We start from the raw sequence: 21158 nt of genomic DNA, 5'->3' as shown, positions 1-21158 counted from the left end.
CCTATCTTGTTGAACTTGTTCTTAAGAGTGATAACAACGGCGAGCAACAGCTAATCACTGTCTTCGATGATTAGCTGCAAACTTAGATTCGAACGAAGAAGTTGCAGAGCAGCCCACAATAAAGCTCAGTTTAACAGGATCCAGTCTCCTGAGTACCATTCGCCACTAAGCGGGAAGCTTTTTTCAAGGTGTTACTTTTTTTTGCATCTTTGCTTAATGATACTTAGTAGTTGACAGTCCATCTACTAAGTATTATTATGTAGCAGTACTGAGTAATACTAGGTATTGAGACAAATGGTTTTTGAGAGGATGAGCGATGTGAAAGGAATGACTGAATTACTAAAAGGTGTGCTAGAAGGTGTCGTGCTTCAAGTCATCCATAACAGCAAAGAGACTTATGGCTATGAAATCACGAATACACTGATCGAATTAGGGTTTCAAGATATCGTCGAAGGCACCGTCTATACGGTCTTACTCCGTTTAGAAAAAAAAGAATTGGTAACTGTTGAAAAAAGGAAATCTGACCTTGGACCGGCAAGGAAGTTTTATCGTTTGAACGCAAATGGGGAAATTTACCTCCAAGATTTCTGGAGTAAATGGACGTTTCTTGTAGATCAGCTAGATAAAATCAAGCACGAGACACTTTTCAATCAGGAATGAGGGATAACTATGAAAGCCATCACTGTGGATCATCTTACAAAAACCTATGGTGATCTTGACGTATTAAAAGGAATTACTCTTGAAATCAAAAGAGGCGAAATCTTTACTTTACTTGGAGAAAATGGTGCTGGAAAGTCAACACTGATCAATATTCTAACTACACTCGCTAGCCCTACATCCGGCAATGCAACAATTTTAGGGTTAGACCTACGAAATGACTCCGATCAAGTGCGGGATGTCATCAGCTTGAATAGTCAATCGATCACACTAGATGATGAATTTACCGGTTTTGAAAATTTGAAACTAATTGGCACGCTGTTGGACATCCCTCATCTGCGCAGGAAAATAGATACCTTATCAGAACGACTTCATTTAGCAGATTTTCTCTATAAAAAAGTCGCTACCTATTCTGGAGGAATGAAGCGACGACTAGATATTGCAGTCTCTCTGCTCCCTGACAAAGAAATTTTGTTTCTTGATGAGCCAACTACTGGTGTGGATCCAAAAAACAGATTAGAGATTTGGCAACTAATCCTTCAGCTTAAAGCAGAAGGAAAGACGATCTTTCTGACAACTCAATACCTTGATGAAGCAGACCGTTTAGCTGATCGAATCGCTTTTATCAACGATGGGAAGATTTCATTGATTGGCACACCACAAGAATTGAAAAAGCAAGCAAGAGATCTGCACAAAGTCATCGTTCCAAAAAAAGTGATCGATCAAGCGACTTCTCTTCTAAACGAATCTGCGATTCACTATATGGTTGAAAATGACACCATTATTCTTGCTAGAAATGATTTAAAAGAGTCGATGATGAAACTCTTGCAAAATGATATTGACATTCTAACAACTGCTCCGATTGAACTTAGTTTGGAAGAAATATTCTTGGATGCTACTGGAAAGGAGGACTAAAAAATGAAGACAATCAAGCAACTTTTCACATTAACGAACCGCATCGTTAGACAAAATTTAACAAGTGTCGATACGATCATTACAAGTATCGTTATGCCTATTTTCATCTTACTTTTTTTCGTTTATGTCATTGGTGGCAATATTTTAGTCGGGGGCACTGCAGGAGAGCCTTCAGATTATCTTAGCTACGTTATGCCAGGATTTTTGCTGATGTCTATGGCAATGGGATCGGCTTACACTGCTTTGAGGATCAACAATGATAAAACAAAAGGATTCCTGACGCGATTATTATCTATGCCAATGAAACGTTGGGTGATTCTAGGATCGCACATTGTCGCCTCAACAATTTTTATGCTTGTTTCTGTACTTTCTGTACTGCTGATCGGACTAGTATTGGGTTATCGACCACAAGCAACGATTGGTGACTTCCTGCTTTTCACCCTTTTGATCGTACTTTTTGCCGTTAGTCTCACTGTGCTAGCTATCCCCTTCTCGTTAACAGCAAAAGATTATGCTGGAGCAGGAGCCTTTTCGTATATTTTGATCTTCCTGCTTTTTATCAGTCCAGCCTTTGTGCCGGTCGCTGGAATGGCAAAACCTGTGCGCCTATTTGCTGAGAACCAGCCAATGACGCCCATTATCGAAACGACAAAGAATTTGCTTGCTGGTACATTCTCTTTTGGTTCCCAAAGCAGCCTCTTGACCCTTTTATGGCTAGCCCTATTACTAAGTTTTTTCTCTTTTCTGTCAATGAAACGCTACAAACAACTATTTATTAATTAGGAGGCCCACCATGAACTTTTATGACAAAATAACAGGTAACGACATGAATAAGCAACAAAAAGAATTTCAACTTCGTATTGATAAGTTACCCGCTGGCTACCAAGATGCGTGGCGCGAACTCAATCAAAAGATCTGGAACTACAGTGATTTTTCTGGAAGAAATCTGTACCCTATCTTGGAAGGGATCGTCGGTCTTTTTGAAGAAAGTGCCGCAGAAAAACTGCCAATCAATAGCGTGATCGGTGAAAATATGACTACCTTCATCTCAGAAATCGCTGAAGCAGCTGGTGCCAAAAATGAGCGAGACAAATTGCGAGAACACTTGAATCAAGTGACCAAAAAACTAAAGTGAGGGATGAAGATGGGAATAAAAGAAGCATTAGAAGGTAAAAAAGAATGGCGTGCTCTGCAAAAACGGGCAAATCAGTTGCCGAATGATTATCGAATCGTCTATAAAGAAATCCAAAAGTACTTTATGAAAGTTGATCCAGTAAATCTTGCCAGCGATTTCCAACCACTCGTTGATCTGTTGGATTTGTTTGAAGACAGTGCGCAACAAGAAAAAAGTGTTCTTCAAGTAACTGGCGAAGACGTGGCCGCCTTTGCGGACGGATTGCTGGTAAACCAAGCAACCTCTGACAACGAAATGGAACCAAAGTCAAAAAAGCTATGAGAAAATGGCTAGATAAGTTTTGAGTTCCACCGTTGGATTTTCTGAAAATATAAAGAAAAATAAGAATAGCGCTAACTAAATTTGCAACTTTCAAGCATTATTCATTGGTATCCAGGTATCCAAGGTGTACAGCTGTTCAAAACAAAAAAGTGTTAAGCCGAGGCTTAACACTTTTTTTAATCAAATAATGAAACTCATTTGTTCCAATTGATCTCCGACAATTAACCGCGCAAACGTTCCACGTCGCGAGCAATCATTAATTCTTCATCTGTTGGAATCAACAAGACTTTCACTTTAGAATCTTCTGTAGAAATGACTAACTCTTCACCGCGTTTGGCATTTTGTTCTTCATCAAGTTCACAACCAAACCAAGTCATTCCTTTGATAACTTCACTGCGGACATGGGCATCGTTCTCACCGATACCAGCAGTAAAGACGATTGCATCAACACCGTTCATTGTTGTTACATAGCCACCGATATATTTACGAATGCGGTCAGTAAAGACATCATACGCAACTTTTACTTCTTCTTTGTCATAATTAGCTTCAAGATCCCGCATATCGCTAGAAATACCGGAAAGTCCTAACAAACCAGATTTTTTGTTTAAAACATCGATCATTTCATCGATTGATAGGTCTAATTTTTCCATTAAATAAGGCAATACAGCTGGGTCGATATCACCAGAACGAGTACCCATCGTCACTCCTGCAAGTGGTGTGAAGCCCATTGATGTATCAACAGATTTTCCACCATCAACTGCAGTGATCGATGCGCCATTTCCTAAATGACAAGTAATGATTTTCAAGTCTTCAATCGGTTTGCCTAACATTTCAGCCGCACGTTCTGACACATAACGGTGGCTTGTACCATGGAAACCATATTTACGAACTTTATAGTCGTTGTAGTAAGCCAATGGCAGACTGTACAAGTAGTTGTGTTTTGGCATGGTTGCGTGGAAAGAAGTATCGAAAACAGCAACACTAATAATATCTGGTAAGATCTTCTTGAAAGCAGTGATCCCCATCAAGTTGGCTGGATTATGCAATGGTGCAAACTCTGCCAATGCTTCAATGCGTTCCATCACTTCATCTGTGATCACAACAGAATCCGGGAAGTCTTCTCCTCCATGAACGACACGGTGACCAACACCAGTGATTTCATCATATGAACCTAAGATGTTCAATTCGATCAATTGATCCAAAAGCATTTTTACTGCGACTTCATGATCATTGATGTCGATGATTTGTTCGAATTTTTGATCTTCCCCATATTTGATGGTAAAAATCGAATCTTTTAATCCGATACGTTCAACGATCCCTTTAGCGACCACCGTTTCTTCTGGCATTTGATATAACTGCCATTTTAGACTTGAACTTCCAGCATTGATTGCAATTGTTTTAGACATAATTTTCTCCTTATCCGATTTATATTACAAATTTGATGCTTTCCAAGCTTCAAATTGTTCGAAAAATTTCTTGATGTTTTTTGGTTCCTTGAGAGATGCGAGTTTAGCAAGTAACACTGGTGCTTGCTTGCTCGTTGCACCATGATTTTGAATCAGCACAATACTTTTTCTTGATCGCTCATTTTTGAAAAGCTCGTCTGGCAATTGAATGATTCCTTGCAGATAAACTTTTTCATTGAGCCATTTCTTCAAATAATCGCTTTGTTCAGTTTCCATGAAATTAGCCGGAGCTAAGAATAGTCCATAGCCATCTTCTTTCACATAGTTCATTGCTTGTTCCATCAATAAATGGTGGGCAAAGCTATGTCCTTCGCCTTCGGGAGCTGAAGTAAGAAACGATGCTGCTTTTTCATCTTGTGGATAATAGCCGACTGGCAAATCACTGACAGCAATGTCCATTGGGTCGATTAACAATTCTTGCAACCCGTCTTGATGAAACAAATGCAGCGGGGCTTGAGTCCATTCGCTTGTAGCTGCAGCAACACTCAGTAATGTTTCATCAATGTCAACACCTGTTGCTTGCACATCTCTTTGCGCTAACTGCAAATTGAGCAAGAGCGTTAAGACAAGATTCCCCATTCCAACCGAAAGGTCCAGAATCTTGATTTGTTGCTTCGCTGGTGTCAATTGCTCGATCAAATACACAAACAAAAAACCGATACTATCTGGTGTCAGCTGATGATTAGGCTGCAGATGTTCGGTTTGTCCGCCCTTTAACAGAAGTAGTTGAGCAAGTTTACGCCGTTCTTCTGCTGTTAAGGGTATCTGCTCTAATTTTTTATAAATCGCTTCCAACCGTTGAGCATCCGCTTCACTAGGTACTCCGTCGATCACCCGTACGCGATACTGATCAATAAAATTCTCGATCGTCTCGATATATGCATCCAAATAAGATGTTTCTAATGCGTTTTGGAGCACTTGAATCGCTTCTAGCGATAAATGAAAAGACTCTTCCATTTTTTCTGGAGACATCTTGCACCTCTTTTCAAAACTATAACAACATACATACCTGTTTAATTTTAGCTGATTCAGCCAAAATAATCAATCGCTATCTTTCAGAATAATTTGTGAAGAGACAAACATACTTTTCAACTCTTTTATACAGAAAAAAGACACAGTATGTCTGTGCCTTTTTCTGTATTATAGTTACTCAAGATCTGTTGCTATTTTTTCTAAATCACCTGACAAAATTTCGGTAAAACGGAAAGTGCGCTGATTGACGACACATTGAATCAACAACAGCTCTTCTTTTTGTTCGTAAATGACCCTCCCTACATTGTAGTTGACACTGCCCTGCTCGGCATAGGTTAACCGCTGATAATCCGCCAAAAAAAGTTCTTTCATGATTCGTGCCTCATACATGTGAAGAGTCTTAATATAGAAATCAGTAGTTGTCCGAGTATTTTCTAAAACCGTTAGCAACATAAGGCTCAGCAAATGAATCAGCATCATTGCTGACAAAAAGATACCGCCCTTATGCAGGAATCTGCCATTGACCAATTCTCACCTCTCCATTCTCGAAAGTCACTGTAAACTGGATCGAGGATGCCTTTTTTTCAAAGTAAATCAATGATACTTCCGTCAATAACGGATGGTAGCCATTATTGTCTCTTTTACGGACTTTCCCATTGATTCGATCGATCGTGACTACATTTTCTTTGCTGCTTTTTAAAAAAAGTGTATACGGACTCACTGAAACATACGTACACGTTTGAAGCTCCCTTTCTAACTGAATCAAAAATATCTGCCATTCTTGGTCTTTGCGAGCAAAAAGCTGTTGATTAACTTGAGGCATCTGGCGAATGATTCCGTTGATCAACAACACACTGAGTCCTAAGATCATTAAAGACAGCAAACATTCCAACAAAGTAAAACCCTTACTCTTCATAGTTGATCTCCATGATAAGAGGGCCTCTTACAATCCGTCCATAGCTTCGGTCACGCTTGAAACCGAAAGACAACTGATACGACTCTGTACGTTGTGTCGAATAAACGACTTCCTGTTCAAATGCTTGGCATTGGACTTCTTCATACAATACCCGAATAGCAGCCACCTTGGCCTGTAACTGTGCACTTTGCTGCAAAATATGGGTCTGGACAGTCAGAAAAAGGAAGACACTCGTCGTCAGCAAACCAAAGCCAATGATACTTTCTAGCATGATATATCCTTTATTCGATGATCTTATCATATCGTCCACTTCCAAAAAGAAATTTGTAGGTAATCTTTTTTTCTTGGTCCATCCATTCAAACCGTAATGTTTCCATCCGCGTATAATTGCCAGATTGACTGGTGAATGTAAGTACAGGAAAAACACGTACTGCGAGTTGCGAGGGTACTTCAAGTGGCTCCATTTTAATTTCACCTGTGATCGTCGAATGAAAATATATCGTAGGAACTGGTGAATCAGAATAAGCGACTTTCGTTTCGCGAGCATCAATAATCGCTGTTTGTTGTGCTACTGCCAATCCTTTTTCCAAACGAGCACAAAACCCCCACACTTCAAAATATGCTTGGTAACGGTCGATAGCTATTATCGGAAGAAAGATGAAAATCGAAACGACTAAGAGGACAATCAAACTCTCCACCATTGTAAATCCCCGCCAAGTAAAAAAACTGCTATTCGTTCCGATGGGCAAGATAAATCGCATACTGCTCCTCCGTTACATAATTTCCAGCTAGTAATTCTTGTCGAGTAGGTGTTCGATTCTCATTAAGCTGGAACAATTCAATCTGGGTTTCTACGACTTTGACGATTGCCGCATTTCCTTTCTCATCTATCACTGTACGTTGTGCAGATAAGTTTGGTACAAACAATAAAATCAAAATACTGATCACTAACAGTACAATCAGCATCTCCACCAATGTGAACCCTTGATGCTTCAATTTTCTCATTCGATCACTCCTTGAATATTGCCGTAAATCGGCAAAAACATTGCAGCATAAACACCTACGATCAGAAGGGCCACTAATAAAAAAATGACTGGTTGAATCCACTGGATTTTCTTCTCGATTTGTTGGAAAAGCCGATCTGTCAAAAGCTGACTATAAACAAACAATTCTTCTCCTAATTTCCCTCGCATTTCGCCCTGGAACACAATCAATGAAAACTCTGGCGTCAAAAATGCATAGTCCTTTAATTTGTCCGGCAACAATCCGCCACTTGCCAAGCACAGCTCTAATTGAACAGCTAGTTCTTGTACTAATGTTGCTGTACTTGTTTGTTGCATGCACATAATGATCTGACGAATTTCCAAGCCTTGCTGAAACAATTTCCCCCACTCTAATGCAAAATAACTAGTTTGATAGCAGCGATACAAGTCTCCCAAAAAAGGCAATCGACTCAAAAAAGCGGCTCGCTTCAACGCTGTCTGCTTGGCAAAGATTCCTCTTACAACAAGAACGAAACCTCCCAATCCGCCTACAATGACCGCACCGATCCATGGTGCTGCCGTAATAAAGAGAATGCCCCAATGATTCGCATCGATCATACCGGAGGCCAGAAGTTGAGGCAATAGAAACCGACGCATGGCAAAGAGAGCGGTAAAGACAAATACCAGCAATAGAAGGGGATACGCCAACACTTTTTGTAATGTCTGATTTTGTTTTTCCAAAAGGATCTGGTAAGCGACCATTCGCTGCAACGTATCCACCAGATTGCCATGGGTCTCTGCCAAGTCCAGCTGATTTTGTTCGGCTTCAGATAAATGCAGCAAAGAAAAGGCCTGTCTGAGTCGTTGACCTTGTTTCAGACGCTGATCAATATCTTTTACTGTATTCGGATCAAATTGGCCACTGCGAAGTAGAACAAGCAAACTCTCTTGTAATGAGAAACCACTCTCTAATAAAACCGTAAATGTGGCTAATAAGGCGTGGGTCTGTTTGCGGGAAAGCCGTTTACTTTTCCTTGTCAAAAACCTCATGGGTGATCTGCTCCTTTTCTCTGATCCTTGTTAGTGCTTGATCCCAAGTCATTGAGGATTTGTGGGGTTCATAAAAGGTGTAGGCCATCAATGCGTGAGGGACTCCGTGAAGATCTGGCAGTAAGCGCTGATAAATGATTCCTTGGAGGCATTGGTCGATCACAGCTGCTTCCTCTGTCAGCTCTTGCAATCGCGCAATTGTTTCCGTTAATCCCCGTGCATGGATCGTCGCAAAAACCCGATGTCCTGTCAGTGCCGCACGGATCGCAGCCTTGGCCGTTTCTTTGTTGCGGATCTCACCAATCAGCAATAGCTCAGGTCGATGCCGCAACGACAAACGAATCAGCTCATCATAATCCTGGCCGATCATTGGATTGGTCTGCAACTGTAAAAAACGAGGCTCAACGATCTCAACCGGGTCTTCGATCGTGATCACCTGACCTGCTGCAGCTGAAGCTAAGCGATACATCAGTGTGGATTTCCCCGATCCAGTAGGACCAGAAAAGAGATAGAGCCCTCGATAGCGGCATGCATCTGCGATCGTTTCATATTGTTCATTCATAAAGAATCGATGGAACTTACCTAAAGGGTGCAAAAAACGTAGAACTAAACTTTCTTGACCTTGGAAATCCCCAACAGTCGAAACCCGGATACGCTGCTCTCCATCTGCCAAAGGATAGCTGATAGCCCCTAATTGCGCTCTTCGTTTTTCTCCTACTTCCATACCGCCCAGAAATTTGAATCGAGTGATCAATTGTTGCGCGTCTTCTGTAGTAACTTTGCGATACATTTGCCGATAGTAACTTTTGCTGAAAATCAGAGTCATCCCTTCGACTGTTGGCAGTATGGATAGATCTTGCATTTTCTGCACCTTCGCATACTCCACCAACTCATCTGAAAATGTACAAATGTCCATTGTCACCCTCCTAAAAAGAGATACGCAGCTTTTACTTTTCTATACAAAAAAACTGTAGAACAAAGACATTTTCTGCCTTGTGCTACAGTCTGAACGCTAGGACTCGCTTATTTAACTTTTGGTCGTATCTTCTGGTGCCACAAATTGGGCTTCTACCCGGTAGATTCTTTGACCGCGGCTGGAAAACTTCTCTTCATACTCGGTCATGATATTTCCTTCATAGTCACTTTGATGAAGATCCAACCATACTTGTTTTAAAACCATACCATATTGTGAAAAGCTGGCGAGTGAATATTCAAATAAGCCTTGATTGTCCGTTTTGAAATGAATTTCACCATTCGGACGTAAAATTTGTTCATCGACTGCCAAAAAAGCTTTGGATGTTAGTCGGCGTTTCTCATGCTTCTTTTTTGGCCAAGGATCTGAAAAATTCAAATAGATTTGATCGACTTCATGATCCGCAAAATAATTCGTCAATGCGGAACCGTCAACGTGCAGCAGTTGCACATTAGGGATATCTTGTTCGATCAGTTTATCCAGTGCAATGGAAACCACACTGATTTGCATTTCGATGCCAATATAATTAATTTCCGGATGTGCTTTAGCCATTTCGGTAATGAAACGGCCTTTTCCCATACCGATTTCAATATGCAATGGGTGATCATTGCCAAATCGTTCCTTCCAACGGCCTCTCCACGCTGTCGGTTCAGCTACTACAAATTCGGGATGCGCTTGGACTAATTCTTCTGCTCCCGCACGTTTTCTTACTCTCATGTTGTTTCCTTTCCGAAAAAACAAGATGGAACTTGTTGCTTCGCTCCATCTTCTCATTCACTATAAATTCTTTTTAATTGCAGAATCTCTGCATTCATTGCTTTATAATCCCCGCGTTGGTAGTACTTCTTTACTTCCTGAAGCATACTTAATAAAGCATACCAATAAATTTTCTCGATCACTTCACTGCTGCCATGAATCCCGTAACGCACTAGCCAATGCGGCCAGCTGGATAATGGAACATAATGCCCTAAGATCGTACCGATATCCATTGCGGGATCCGCAAACATGATCGAATCCCAATCAACCAAATACAGATAGTTTTGGCAAACAAGCCAATTACGGTAATTGACATCCCCATGAACGACGGAGGCCTTTTGTTCCTGAAATTCTGGAATATTCTCTCTTAAATAACGATAAACAATAGCAATAAAGCGATTTTGAACAACCGCTTTAGGTAAGTTTTCTTCATATTCAACTAACATTTTTTCTGGTGTCATCACTTGACCACCGATTTTGCTCAGCATCTTCGCTAATGTTTTGGAATGGTGCAAATGATACAATACATCGATCACATCATTTCTTTGACCGATCTCTTCGGGGTCCAATACACGACCATCTAGCCACTCTTGAGCAGACAACGTATCGCCATTGCCGGTACGCTTGGTCCACACAAGTTTAGGAGTAATCCCCTCTTTGGAGAGTGCCGCAAGCATCGGGGTCGTATTTCGTTTGATAAAGACTTTATCATTGTCCTTCAAGCCAATGTAGGCTTTGCCGGTGTCGCCTTTGATTGGTCTCAGGCGCCAATCTTGATCCAAGCGAATATCCATCCTAGCTTCTCTCCTTATTTCACAGTATCTCTTATTCTAGCTTCCTAAAGAGTCAACGTCAAGCGCATATGCGTTCGGTTTTTTCGAGTAACGTCCAGCCATCTTTATTGACTTTGCATTTTTTTCAAGCGGGCAGGTACATAGAAAACCAAAAAGAGTCCTGTAAATAACAAAAAGCCCAACAGCACTAGCACTCCTTGCCAAAGAATTGCCGCTCGGAACAAGCCGACTACACCAAAAATGAAAGCAGCTCCGCCTAATAATCTAAGCAATAGCCAATTAATGGCTGTCTGTTTTTGCCCTTCCTCGATTGGATATAAATGAGTCAAAATCATGTACTGAAACTCATTATACATCGGCAGTAGCTGAAAACCGATCAAATAAAGAAACATACATCCTAACCCTAGACTAAGCCACCATTCTTGAACAAAGAAAAGCACTAATACGCCAATCAGTGTCAAACGGAAAAAAAGCCCGCTATATTGTTCCCCTCGCAAAAAGCGGCGAGCATATAGATAGCGATAAGTCTGTTCCTGTCCAAAAGGAATCCTATTCAACAGACCATCTAAATACTTGCGGCGTTTGGCTGCTGCTGTGATTTGAGGTACATCTGTGAATAAGTTGATAAACCGATAAATGCGATGAAGTCTCGTTTCTTCCATGTGGATCATGCGATCCCAATCTAATAGAAGACCTGTCGGACGACACTGAAGGTTGAACCAAGCAGCTTGTAGAACAGCTAAGAGCAATCCAACCCAAGGTGCAACATACAGACTAGCTAAAAGGCTGCTTAATGCAGCAATCACCCACAGAACACGCTGGTTGTTACGCTGTTCTTGTCCTTGATAAAGAGACAAACGCTGTAACCAGAGATCCGTAACTTTTAACAACCAAATCGTCCCTAAATAAAAGAAAAAGCTCGCAAACGTTTGTTCAGTAACTACTACGACTAAAGGCATCGTCGCACCAACGACTAAAAAGGAGACCCCAAAAGGCAGCCACATCGAATAGCGCAGTGCTTGAGCAAGATAGTCCGCCATCTGCTTTTCTTTAGCTAAAAGAAAAATCAAATCTGCTGGTTTCACCAATGTTGCCAACTTGCCGACTGACAAAAGTGCCAACCAGATCAATAGCAATACGATCCCCCCTTGAGGGAACGGCCGAGGGAGCGTTTTTAACAAATTCGAATAATATAGACCCAATCCACCCATTAGAAATGTGCTGAGGATCGCAAAATGATCATTGAAAACATAACGCAAATAGCGACTCATCTGTTTCTGGTGTCGTTGCAAGCGTTGTGAGAAGAACCCCTTCATAGCTGACTCTCCTTTGTCAATGCTAAGTACAACTCATCGAGGGAAGCACCTTCAGCCCCAAATTGGCTTTGTAATTGCGACAGCGTTCCTTGGGCTCGAATCTCGCCATTGTGAAGCAGGATAAACTTATCACAATATTTCTCAGCTGTAGCCAAGATATGGGTCGACATTAAAATCGATGCCCCGGTTTGTTTCATCTCATTCATCAATTCAAGCAATGCATTGATTGCCAATGGATCTAAGCCCAAAAAAGGCTCATCGATGATGTACAAACTTGGTTCAATTAGAAAAGCACACAAAACCATGACTTTTTGTTTCATTCCCTTAGAAAAATTTGCTGGAAACCAGTCCAACTTATTTTCCAAGCGAAATGTTTTTAATAACCGCTCCGCCCGTTGCAGTGCGACATCTTTGGGGATGTCATAGGCCATTGCCGTTACTTCGATATGCTCTTTTAAAGTCAATTCTTCATAAAGCGAAGGCGTTTCAGGAATGTAGCCGATCTGCTTGCGATACGCTTGTGGATCTTCTTTCAGCGATAGTCCGTTGATAGTGATTTTTCCAGTGTGAGGTTGTAGCAGACCAATGATTTCTTTAATCGTGGTACTTTTACCAGCACCATTCAAACCGATCAACCCCACAAGTTCACCATCCGCGATCGAAAAATCAATATTTTTTAGAACAGGTAGCTGTGTATAACCGCCTGTTACATTTTCTACTTGTAATGTCATTTTCGTTCCTCCAATATCGACTATTATACCATGAAGCAGCGGTCAAAGAGCAGTCATCTACTTCTTGAAATCTGCTATTTTCCGTTATTAGTTATTTGAACAACATACTCGTGTCCAGCTACTTGCAATGGTTCTTTTGGCAGCTCACTGCTACCAAAACGCTCGACCCACATGTCTGCTTCGGACGCATCAAAAATGACGGCTTGAATTGCTCCGGCAGCTAAACGGGTCGTAAAGGCTTGGACAGCGGCTGGATCTTCATAGGAAACAAATGTAACTGTTATTTCGTGATCAGGCGCCACGTTTTGCTTCACCCAATCCGTTGCTGCTTTTTTAAATTCGGATTGGGTTGGTTGTTGCTCAGTCTCAGAAACAACAGCCACTGTATAAACAACTTCTTTTGGTCTTGTCATCGAATAGATCAGCGAACCTCCTACTAGAATGACTGCTAGTCCTGCAATCAGCCACTCCTTATACGCATAGGCAAGATAGCTGATTTTTTCTCGTTTGGTCTTTTTTTTCTGTAATGTTTCTTTAATGATTGGTTTCATCGTATCCGTCCTTTTCTATTTCTGCTTTTAAGTCTATTGGTGCAAGCGGACAAATGCAAGCGTTTCTCTCCACAAACATCCGTACTTTACATGGAAAAGAAGCGATGGCCTGCTTTTGAAGGAATTCAAGAACAAAAACTGCCGAAATCAGCAGAATATGGTAAAGTAGGACTAGAAGAACAAGGAGGTTTATGAAATGGAAAATTGTATTTTTTGTAAGATCAACAATCGTGACATCCCTAGTTACAAAGTATATGAGGATGATCAAGTCTATGCCTTTTTGGATATTTCCCAAGTAACACCTGGACATACATTAGTTATTCCGAAAGTCCACGTAACGGATATTTTTGAGTATGATGAAGCCCTTGCTGCAGAGGTCTTTGCTCGCGTTCCTAAAATCGCTCGGGCAATCGAAAAAGCCTTTCCTGAGATCAATGGACTCAACATAATCAATAACAATAAAGAATTGGCTTATCAATCTGTTTTTCATTCCCATATTCATTTGATTCCTCGTTACGATGAAAAAGATGATTTCTCGATGCATTTCGGTAATCATGCAGAGGATTACTCACAGGAACAGCTAACAGAGATCGCTGAAAAAATCGGAAAGCTGGTGGACTAAATGATCGGTAACTTTATCAAAGGTTTGTTATTCGGCTCTCTCGCCGGCGGCTTAGGCGGGCTGCTATTTGCACCAAAAAGCGGTAAAGAAACCCGTGAACAAATGATTCGTTATGTCGATGAGACCACGGAAGCGACTCTTGAGTTTAATGAAAGTGTCAAAAACTTAAAAGATGCTGTCACATTGACGCGTAAAACGGTTGACGAAACGATTCCTGTTGTCAAAGAGTCTTTCACAAAAGATTTTGAATCATTCAAATTCCAAGCACAGCCAAGAATCGAGCGGATAAAGACCCACGTGGATCGTTTGAACCAACATGTCACGACGATACAAGCCAAATCAGTTCCCCAAGAAGAAAATAAGTAGCAAATATTGGAGAATCTATGAATTTTGTTTGAAACATCATTTGTTTTCTTCCCAATTAAAAAAAGAGTGTGGTATAGTATTAGCTGTGATTCTTTGAAATATTTAGAAAATAGGAGTGCTTAAACGAATGAAGAAAAAATTGATTTTAGCAGCAGTCAGTGCACTGAGCGTTTTGACATTAGCTGCTTGTTCCGGAAGTTCAAGTAATGAGATTGCAACCATGAAAGGCGGTAAAATCACGGTTGAAGATTTTTACGAACAAGCAAAAACAGATCAGAATAACCAAAGTCTTATCCGCCAATTGATCGTCTTAAAAGTCTTCGATCAAAAATATGGGGATGATGTTACAGAGAAAATGATCGACAAGCAATACGATCAAACTGCGAAACAATATGGCGACAGCGATAAATTTGAGTCTGCATTGGAAGCTTCTGGGCTTACTAAAAAAAGCTATCGTGAACAAATCAGACAGCAATTAGCATTACAAGAAGGGCTAAAAGCGAACATGGATATTGGTGATGATGAGCTGAAAGCAGCTTGGGATTCTTTCCATCCAGAAGTTGAAGCACAATTGATCAAATTGACTAGTGAAGATGATGCAAAAGATGTATTAAAAGAAGCTCAAAAAGATGGTGCTGACTTTAGTAAATTAGCAAAAGAAAAATCAACAGACACAGCGACTGCAGAAGATGGCGGTACAGTCAAATTCGACTCAACCTCAACAACTGTGCCAGCTGAAGTACAAACAGCTGCCTTTGCATTAAAAGATGGTGAAATTTCAGAGGTCATTTCTGCTACGGATGCTTCTACTTATACAACAAGCTATTACATTGTCAAAATGGTCAAAAACCAAGACAAAGGCAACGACATGGATAAATACAAAGATCAAATCACAGAAATCGCACAAAACACGCTATTGAACGATTCTACATTCGTGGCAAAAACGATTGGTAAAGAATTGAAAGCTGCCAATGTGAAAATGAAAGATGAAGATCTAGCTGATATTCTTTCTGACTATGTTTCTGCAGCAGAAACAAAAAATTCAACTGATTCTTCTGCTACAGATGCATCAGATAACAAAGAAAATGCAACTGATTCTACAAAAGAATCAACTGAAACAACTAGTTCATCTGCTACAGATTCCTCTGAAAAATAACAGCAAAAAAAGATTGGCAAAAGCCAATCTTTTTTTATTTATACATCTTTCGGCACATAAAAACTACGATTATCCATCCCAAAAATCCGCTCAGTGTATTCTCCTGGTTCCGTTAAGCGAATAGATGACAACATCATTTGCATAGAAGCATCGATGTTATCGATTTGATGCAGGATCTCCGCCTCCATAATTCTTGGGCGAACTGGTGAGCCATATTCCAACAATCCATGATGAGCCAAAACCATGTGCCGCAGCACAACGATATCTTCTTGTTTATCATCAAATTTCAGAGCAATACACGCTTGGGTGATTTCTTCATCTACTAGCACTAAATGTCCAACCAGATTTCCAGCTAATGTATACTCTGTGGTCATTGGTCCCGTCAATTCAATCACTTTTCCTAAATCATGCAGGATAATTCCTGCATACAAAAGCGGTGCATTGATTTCCGGATACTCTTTGACCAAAGATTTTCCGATTCGCAACATGGTCGTTGTATGGTAAGCCAATCCACTAGCAAAGGCATGGTGATTCCGTTTAGCTGCTGGAAAATCAAAAAATTCTTTCTTGTATTTATTCAGCAAAAAACGAACGATACGATTCCAATGAGGATTGGTGATTTCAAACAATGTCTGATTAATTTCCTCTTCCATGTCTTCTTTTTTCAGAGGGGCTCTTTCCATGTACTGGCTCGGGTCATGAGGTTCTTCTGGTTTTGCCAGACGCAGATGCAAAATCTTGACTTGGGGATTTCCTTGATAAACTTCTCGCTTTCCATCTAATAAAACGACCTTACCAGCCTCGAAGCGATTGATTTCTTCCTCAGAAGCATCCCAAAACTTTCCGTCGATTGTTCCAGAAGTATCTTGAAAAGTAAACGCGATAAACTTTTTGCCATTTTTTGCGATACGAACATCCGCATTTTTAATCAGCAAAAACAGTTGAAACGTCTCATCTACGGTCAATTCTCGAATTTTTTTCATGTTAACATTTGGCGCATAGCCAAATTTCTCACATCCTTTGACTAAGTTCTTGTACGGATTGCTGGTATTTATGATAATAGCTTACCATTTCTTGGTCAGAAGACAAACAAATTACTTGGTAATATTGGCCAAACTCAGCGAATAATTCCGCTAACCGTTCTTTTCGTGCACTATCATAATGCAACCAGCCATCATCGATAATGATGGGACTAAGCGGATGATTTTGTTGCAACGCAAGATAACCGAAGCGGATCGCCATGATCAGCTGATCTTTTGTTCCTGTTGATAGATCGATGATCGAGTAACTATCGCTAGCATTGCTGGCAACTAATTGCCCCTCATGCAGTGTTACTTGGTGATAGCGGTCATTGGAAAGCAGTTTGAAATATATCGAAGCTTTTTCTAGTAATTGCGGCAATTGTTGCTCAGACAATTCAGTCGTCAAATCGGACAATACCGAAGCAGCTAATTGTCGACTGCTCCAAGCAAGAGCCAATTCCTCGATTTTTGCCCGCAGTTCGCTTTCTTCCTGATAGAGCTGGCTCAACGTACCGCTTTTTTGGCTGGCGGCTACTTCTAGTTCAAGCCGTTGCCTTTGCTCTGCCTTTTGTCGACTAAGCTGGTGCAGCTCTTTTTGCTTTTGTGCCACTTGCGTTTTCTTTTCCAGCAATTCTTCTTGTGTGATTGGTTCCGGGAAAATCGGATCCAGCATGACTGCTAATTCGGCTTCCCGCTTTGCCGCCCGCTGATGCGTCTCCCATTGTTTGAGCCAAAGACTGATTTCTGCTGGCTGATCAATGCCAGCTTGTGAGAGAATCTCTTGAGAAGCCTTCAACAATTCAGCCCGCTCCGCCTTTTTGCGAGCAAGTTGCTGCGCCAACAACGTGCTGGGCTGCTGTAAACGCGCCAATTTAACAGCCTGCATCTCTTCATTGAATTCATGCAATAGCTGAGCCTGCTCCAGTATTGTCTTATTTTGCAGGGGCAACCAATCAGCAAAAGGTGTAAACATCGCTTGATAAGGCTGAAGCTGTTCTGTGACCTCTTGCAGTTGTTCTTTGGCTTCGCGAAGCTGATGAGCATACAACTGATAATTAGTAACATCTTCTTGGTACTGCAGCAAGAAGACCGGCCATCTGTGATAAGGTTCCGTTCCAAAAAAAGGTTGCAGCGCCTGACGCCATCGTTCATTCTGCTGTTTTTGTAAATTATTGGCTTCTGTCAGATCTGCGATCTCTGAGGCAACCAGATCCGTTTGCAACAATAACTCTTGCCATTGTTTTTTGCTGTCACCTTGTTTATGAGGACGTTGTTTCATTGCCTCCCAAATTGCTAGTCCAATACCAACGGTGCCAGCCGCTATACACAACCAGCGCCATGGAGACGGTAAAAAGAATGCTGCAACATAAGCAACCAAACCACCTACTAATGGCACCATAGGAATAGCCATTTTTTGCTCTCCCATCAATCCTGGGTGCGCCTGTTCCAACCGTGATAAAGCATGTTGAAGATGATTTTCCTTCTCTTCTAACCACTCTAAGCGCTTGTTTGCTTCCTCTAACTGGTAGTCGCTTTGCTCCAGATTCATTAATTGTTCCTGGATTTGTTCTGTCTGCAGTGGTGGTGATTCTTTTGACCATTGCCGTCTATTGATCAGCTGGTTCAACGCCATTCGTGCTTGTTGTTCCTTTTCTAGCGCCTGTTCCTGCCGATCCATCAATCGGGCCATCTCAACTTGTTTCTGAAGGATCTGAGTGATCAAATGTTCGTTGTCCAGATAAAAGAAATATTTATCTGAAGCTTGCCCTTGTTCCAAACGATCAAGTTCTGCTTCTTTTTGATGAATATCTTCTGTTAAGTGCTGATAGGTCTGATAAAATCTGCTGATTTCCTGAGCGTCTTTTTCTGCTACTGCAGCTGGCTGGCTTGATAGCTGTTGCCATTCTTCATACAATGGCCAATGGCTGATCTGTTGTTGAACAGCTTGATAAGCATCGCTTTGCACTTGCTGCTGTTCTTCTAATTGCCGCAATTCTTTTTGAATCTGTGAAATCTGCTGATACTGCTGTTGCAAGCGATGTTCTTCGCTTTCTTTTTGGGCAATTTTCTCCTGTAGTTTCTCCAAACGTTTCAACGCTTGGTTCAAAGGGAGTTTTTGTCCCCGCGGTTTATAATTTTGTTGATTGATTGCTTCATAGCGAGCCACTTGTTGCAGCATCTTTTGACTCCCACTGATTCCCAAAGAAATCAGTGCTTGATGCAATTCATTTTCTTGCAGCTTGTCAATTTGGGCAAGTTGTTCTTGCTGAAAAGTAAATACATCGAAAAACAACGTCTGATTCAAGGGTTGCAGCAACTGTGCCAGCATTTCCTCGTCGCCGGTCTGCCCGTTGAAATGGACTTTGGCTCTTCCTCGATCGATTTGACGGTAACGTTCGATCATCACTTCCCCGTAAGGTTCGACAACTAGCCACAATCTGCCTCCATAAGCGGCCCCATTTTTTGGGGTATAATCCTTTTTCTTAGCTGTTCTTTTAGGAAAACCAAACAGCATAGCCGCAATAAACTGATACAATGTCGACTTGCCGATTTCATTGTTGCCAAAAAGCAATTGATTTCCTTGGGATAATTCAATCACTTGATCATGGTAACGGCCAAACCCAGTGATCTCTGCTTTTAAGATTCTCATACTTCTTCCTCCCACTGGAAATCATTCTCCAGCAAGTGTTTCGTCTGCTGTAAGACCTCTTCTTGAAAGGCACCTTGATCAATCCCGCGATAAAGCAACGGATGACGAAGCAAATCATTCAGTCCTTCAGCAAAAATAGACGGGTCTTGATAAATAGCTAGTAATTGATCAACATAGGACGCCGGGATCGCTAATGGAATTTTTTCTGTCTCTGTTTTGTAGACTTCGATTGCATAAATTGTCTGTAATACGTCTCTTGACAGCTGCTCGTTCAAATAGGCGATCATTTCATTTTTTTCGGTTTCAGAAAACCAATCTGAAGATAACTGATCCGTATCTGTCAGCACTAATTTGATCAGTCGTGGCTGATTCGTGTTGACCTCCTTCAAAATCGTTTGCAAAATCGAACGCTGATCCTTACAAGCTGCTAATGAGACTTCTTGTTGTGCCCATGTGATTTCTGCTACGTCGACCGTCTGGATCTCGGTACCATGGGAACTCAAAGTGGCTAAAACAACGCCTGTATCTTGTTCTTTTTGCGTTTTGCCTTGTGGGGTCCCTGGATAAACGATCGCAGGCTCTTCTGAAAGGATCTTAGGAACATGAATATGACCTAGTGCCCAATAATCATAGCCTTTCTGCTTCATTTCACTCACAGAAAATGGTGCATAATGTTCCCCCGCACTATCCCCGTGGTACATACCGATATGGAAATCAACCGCTTGGCGATTAGGAAATTCCCTGATCTTGTTCTGTGTAATCCAAGGCTGCTGATAACTAAAGCCACTGATAGCATAGGTCTCACCATTTCTGGTTACGCCTTTGATCGTTTCAACCGTCTCACTGGGAAACAGCACAACATTCTCAGGAAAATCAAACCAATAACGCTGCGGATCATAGTAATCATGGTTACCAAAGATCATATAGACAGGGATCTCTGCTGACGCAAGTCGGGAAATCTCTTGAAAAAAGTCATGCTGGATCCGCAGACTTGGACGGGCTTGGTGGAAGGTATCCCCCGCCAAGAGAACAAAATCTACTTCATGCTCCAGTGCCGTATCAACCAGTTTTTTGATTATTTTTCGATTGATCAGCGGAAGCTGCTCTTTGACGTTATCCGATAACATGCGGATCCCTTCGAAAGAACGATCAATATGCAAGTCAGCACTATGTAAAAAACGCATGATACCTTTCCCCCTTTTGCTTCTATCATAACATTTCTTTGTTTTTCCGTCAGCAAAATACGAAAATTTGTTCGCCTTTTTGAACAAAAAAATTCGAAGGGTCGAGGAAGTCCCCGATCCTTCGAATGTTGTCCGCTCAAATTAGCCTCTAACGCTATCTAAAGCACTGTAAATTGGCATAGAATTGGCACAAGTCCGAGGCCTCTGTTTGAGAACCCCTCTTGGACTCTTTTGTGCTGCGGTAAGTCAGCAGGCTAGCGCTTAGGCTTCGTATAAGTCCCGCACAGGGCCCATGATGATTCGATTCAAATCATTGGCCACCAGACTAAATGCTTGCTCTTTTTGCATCAATTCCGAAACGATTGGATCTTGCTGAATTTTTTGAGAGAGTTCTTGTGCTTGCTGTGCTTCTTCTTCTGTCATTTCTTGGCCTGCCATCATTTTTTGTTGCAAAGCTTGTTGCAAGCCTTGGAACTCCTTGAATAAGCTATACGCTTCTTGGTTTTCTTTCAAACGATCAAACGAGGCTTTTAAATCTTGAAACTGTTCGGATTCTCGTAATTCTCGTTCTAATTGATTCGCTGTGTCATAAATGTTTGCCATACTGTTCCCTCACTTTGTT

At 41.3% G+C, this 21158-nt stretch carries 26 protein-coding genes; 8 read left to right on the top strand and 18 right to left on the bottom strand.

The features are described 5' to 3' along the window. The first annotated feature begins 318 nt into the window (after positions 1-318). The 5 genes from ACTFWY_RS09595 to ACTFWY_RS09575 are packed head-to-tail and all read left to right on the top strand — an operon-like array spanning position 319 to position 3028. The gene (locus ACTFWY_RS09595) at positions 319-660 is read left to right on the top strand and encodes a PadR family transcriptional regulator (protein WP_005472869.1); all 342 of its coding nucleotides are present in this window, start codon (positions 319-321) and stop codon (positions 658-660) included. 9 nt (positions 661-669) lie between these two features. Next, on the top strand, positions 670-1572 hold the full coding sequence (locus ACTFWY_RS09590; RefSeq protein WP_252712263.1) for an ABC transporter ATP-binding protein: 903 nt from the start codon (positions 670-672) through the stop codon (positions 1570-1572). 3 nt (positions 1573-1575) lie between these two features. Continuing rightward, complete coding sequence (locus ACTFWY_RS09585) at positions 1576-2355, top strand: ABC transporter permease (RefSeq protein ID WP_311828400.1); 780 nt, start codon at positions 1576-1578, stop codon at positions 2353-2355. A gap of 10 nt (positions 2356-2365) precedes the next feature. Beyond that, positions 2366-2707, top strand: coding sequence for a DUF1048 domain-containing protein (locus tag ACTFWY_RS09580; protein WP_113850253.1), 342 nt, complete (start codon positions 2366-2368; stop codon positions 2705-2707). 9 nt (positions 2708-2716) lie between these two features. Beyond that, a complete protein-coding gene (locus ACTFWY_RS09575) occupies positions 2717-3028 on the top strand; it encodes a DUF1048 domain-containing protein (RefSeq protein WP_081131434.1) in 312 nt (103 codons plus the stop codon). Between the two features lie 221 nt (positions 3029-3249). Here the strand turns inward: ACTFWY_RS09575 and ACTFWY_RS09570 are convergent, their stop codons facing one another. The 14 genes from ACTFWY_RS09570 to ACTFWY_RS09505 form a co-directional block, all read right to left on the bottom strand. Next, positions 3250-4434 carry an acetate/propionate family kinase gene (locus tag ACTFWY_RS09570; protein ID WP_003128443.1) on the bottom strand — a complete coding sequence of 395 codons (1185 nt, stop codon included), beginning with the start codon at positions 4432-4434 and terminating at the stop codon, positions 3250-3252. Positions 4435-4458: 24 nt separating this feature from the next. Then, entirely contained in the window at positions 4459-5466 is a 1008-nt protein-coding gene (locus tag ACTFWY_RS09565) for a class I SAM-dependent methyltransferase (RefSeq protein ID WP_311828401.1), read from the bottom strand. Positions 5467-5640: 174 nt separating this feature from the next. Further along, positions 5641-5946, bottom strand: coding sequence for a competence type IV pilus minor pilin ComGG (gene comGG, locus ACTFWY_RS09560; RefSeq protein ID WP_231455746.1), 306 nt, complete (start codon positions 5944-5946; stop codon positions 5641-5643). A 22-nt stretch (positions 5947-5968) separates the two neighbouring features. Continuing rightward, entirely contained in the window at positions 5969-6382 is a 414-nt protein-coding gene (gene comGF, locus ACTFWY_RS09555; protein ID WP_003128440.1) for a competence type IV pilus minor pilin ComGF, read from the bottom strand. Further along, the gene (locus ACTFWY_RS09550; protein WP_103300412.1) at positions 6372-6653 is read right to left on the bottom strand and encodes a hypothetical protein; all 282 of its coding nucleotides are present in this window, start codon (positions 6651-6653) and stop codon (positions 6372-6374) included. Before ACTFWY_RS09550 ends, comGF begins: the two co-directional genes overlap by 11 nt. 10 nt (positions 6654-6663) lie before the next feature. Continuing rightward, a complete protein-coding gene (comGD, locus tag ACTFWY_RS09545) occupies positions 6664-7143 on the bottom strand; it encodes a competence type IV pilus minor pilin ComGD (RefSeq protein ID WP_081131435.1) in 480 nt (159 codons plus the stop codon). After that, entirely contained in the window at positions 7112-7387 is a 276-nt protein-coding gene (gene comGC, locus ACTFWY_RS09540; RefSeq protein ID WP_029487321.1) for a competence type IV pilus major pilin ComGC, read from the bottom strand. Before comGC ends, comGD begins: the two co-directional genes overlap by 32 nt. Then, the gene (comGB, locus tag ACTFWY_RS09535; protein ID WP_113850255.1) at positions 7384-8415 is read right to left on the bottom strand and encodes a competence type IV pilus assembly protein ComGB; all 1032 of its coding nucleotides are present in this window, start codon (positions 8413-8415) and stop codon (positions 7384-7386) included. The genes comGC and comGB overlap by 4 nt, the downstream gene beginning before the upstream one ends. After that, a complete protein-coding gene (gene comGA / locus ACTFWY_RS09530; protein ID WP_005472888.1) occupies positions 8390-9331 on the bottom strand; it encodes a competence type IV pilus ATPase ComGA in 942 nt (313 codons plus the stop codon). The genes comGB and comGA overlap by 26 nt, the downstream gene beginning before the upstream one ends. 111 nt (positions 9332-9442) lie before the next feature. Beyond that, on the bottom strand, positions 9443-10105 hold the full coding sequence (gene trmB, locus ACTFWY_RS09525; protein ID WP_138371442.1) for a tRNA (guanosine(46)-N7)-methyltransferase TrmB: 663 nt from the start codon (positions 10103-10105) through the stop codon (positions 9443-9445). A gap of 53 nt (positions 10106-10158) precedes the next feature. Continuing rightward, on the bottom strand, positions 10159-10938 hold the full coding sequence (locus ACTFWY_RS09520; protein WP_003128432.1) for a phosphotransferase family protein: 780 nt from the start codon (positions 10936-10938) through the stop codon (positions 10159-10161). A gap of 104 nt (positions 10939-11042) precedes the next feature. Continuing rightward, the gene (locus tag ACTFWY_RS09515) at positions 11043-12254 is read right to left on the bottom strand and encodes an ABC transporter permease (RefSeq protein WP_138371441.1); all 1212 of its coding nucleotides are present in this window, start codon (positions 12252-12254) and stop codon (positions 11043-11045) included. After that, complete coding sequence (locus tag ACTFWY_RS09510) at positions 12251-12985, bottom strand: ABC transporter ATP-binding protein (RefSeq protein ID WP_003128430.1); 735 nt, start codon at positions 12983-12985, stop codon at positions 12251-12253. The genes ACTFWY_RS09515 and ACTFWY_RS09510 overlap by 4 nt, the downstream gene beginning before the upstream one ends. A 74-nt stretch (positions 12986-13059) precedes the next feature. After that, on the bottom strand, positions 13060-13536 hold the full coding sequence (locus tag ACTFWY_RS09505; RefSeq protein ID WP_257602604.1) for a hypothetical protein: 477 nt from the start codon (positions 13534-13536) through the stop codon (positions 13060-13062). Positions 13537-13732: 196 nt separating this feature from the next. Here ACTFWY_RS09505 and ACTFWY_RS09500 point away from each other — a divergent pair, with 196 nt between their 5' ends. From ACTFWY_RS09500 to ACTFWY_RS09490, 3 genes are all read left to right on the top strand, one after another. Then, the gene (locus tag ACTFWY_RS09500; RefSeq protein ID WP_005472896.1) at positions 13733-14158 is read left to right on the top strand and encodes an HIT family protein; all 426 of its coding nucleotides are present in this window, start codon (positions 13733-13735) and stop codon (positions 14156-14158) included. Further along, on the top strand, positions 14159-14524 hold the full coding sequence (locus ACTFWY_RS09495; RefSeq protein WP_103300289.1) for a YtxH domain-containing protein: 366 nt from the start codon (positions 14159-14161) through the stop codon (positions 14522-14524). 127 nt (positions 14525-14651) lie between these two features. After that, positions 14652-15680: a peptidylprolyl isomerase gene (locus ACTFWY_RS09490; protein ID WP_113850257.1), complete on the top strand. Its 1029-nt coding sequence runs from the start codon at positions 14652-14654 to the stop codon at positions 15678-15680. A 38-nt stretch (positions 15681-15718) separates the two neighbouring features. Here ACTFWY_RS09490 and ACTFWY_RS09485 read toward each other — a convergent pair whose 3' ends face one another. The 4 genes from ACTFWY_RS09485 to ACTFWY_RS09470 form a co-directional block, all read right to left on the bottom strand. After that, positions 15719-16663: a 3'-5' exoribonuclease YhaM family protein gene (locus ACTFWY_RS09485; protein ID WP_060815081.1), complete on the bottom strand. Its 945-nt coding sequence runs from the start codon at positions 16661-16663 to the stop codon at positions 15719-15721. A 28-nt stretch (positions 16664-16691) separates the two neighbouring features. After that, positions 16692-19352: an ATP-binding protein gene (locus ACTFWY_RS09480; RefSeq protein ID WP_311828417.1), complete on the bottom strand. Its 2661-nt coding sequence runs from the start codon at positions 19350-19352 to the stop codon at positions 16692-16694. Then, the gene (locus ACTFWY_RS09475) at positions 19349-20536 is read right to left on the bottom strand and encodes a metallophosphoesterase family protein (RefSeq protein ID WP_311828416.1); all 1188 of its coding nucleotides are present in this window, start codon (positions 20534-20536) and stop codon (positions 19349-19351) included. Before ACTFWY_RS09475 ends, ACTFWY_RS09480 begins: the two co-directional genes overlap by 4 nt. Positions 20537-20797: 261 nt before the next feature. Next, positions 20798-21139 (bottom strand): YlbF family regulator, encoded by a 342-nt coding sequence (locus tag ACTFWY_RS09470; protein WP_003128420.1) that lies wholly within the window; start codon positions 21137-21139, stop codon positions 20798-20800. Positions 21140-21158: the final 19 nt, after the last annotated feature.

The organism is Enterococcus sp. 125944 (genome assembly GCF_051909435.1).
Taxonomy (GTDB): Bacteria; Bacillota; Bacilli; order Lactobacillales; family Enterococcaceae; genus Enterococcus_D; species Enterococcus_D gallinarum.
Note: the sequence above shows the minus strand (reverse complement) of the source record. Positions and strands in the feature narration are given on the sequence as shown.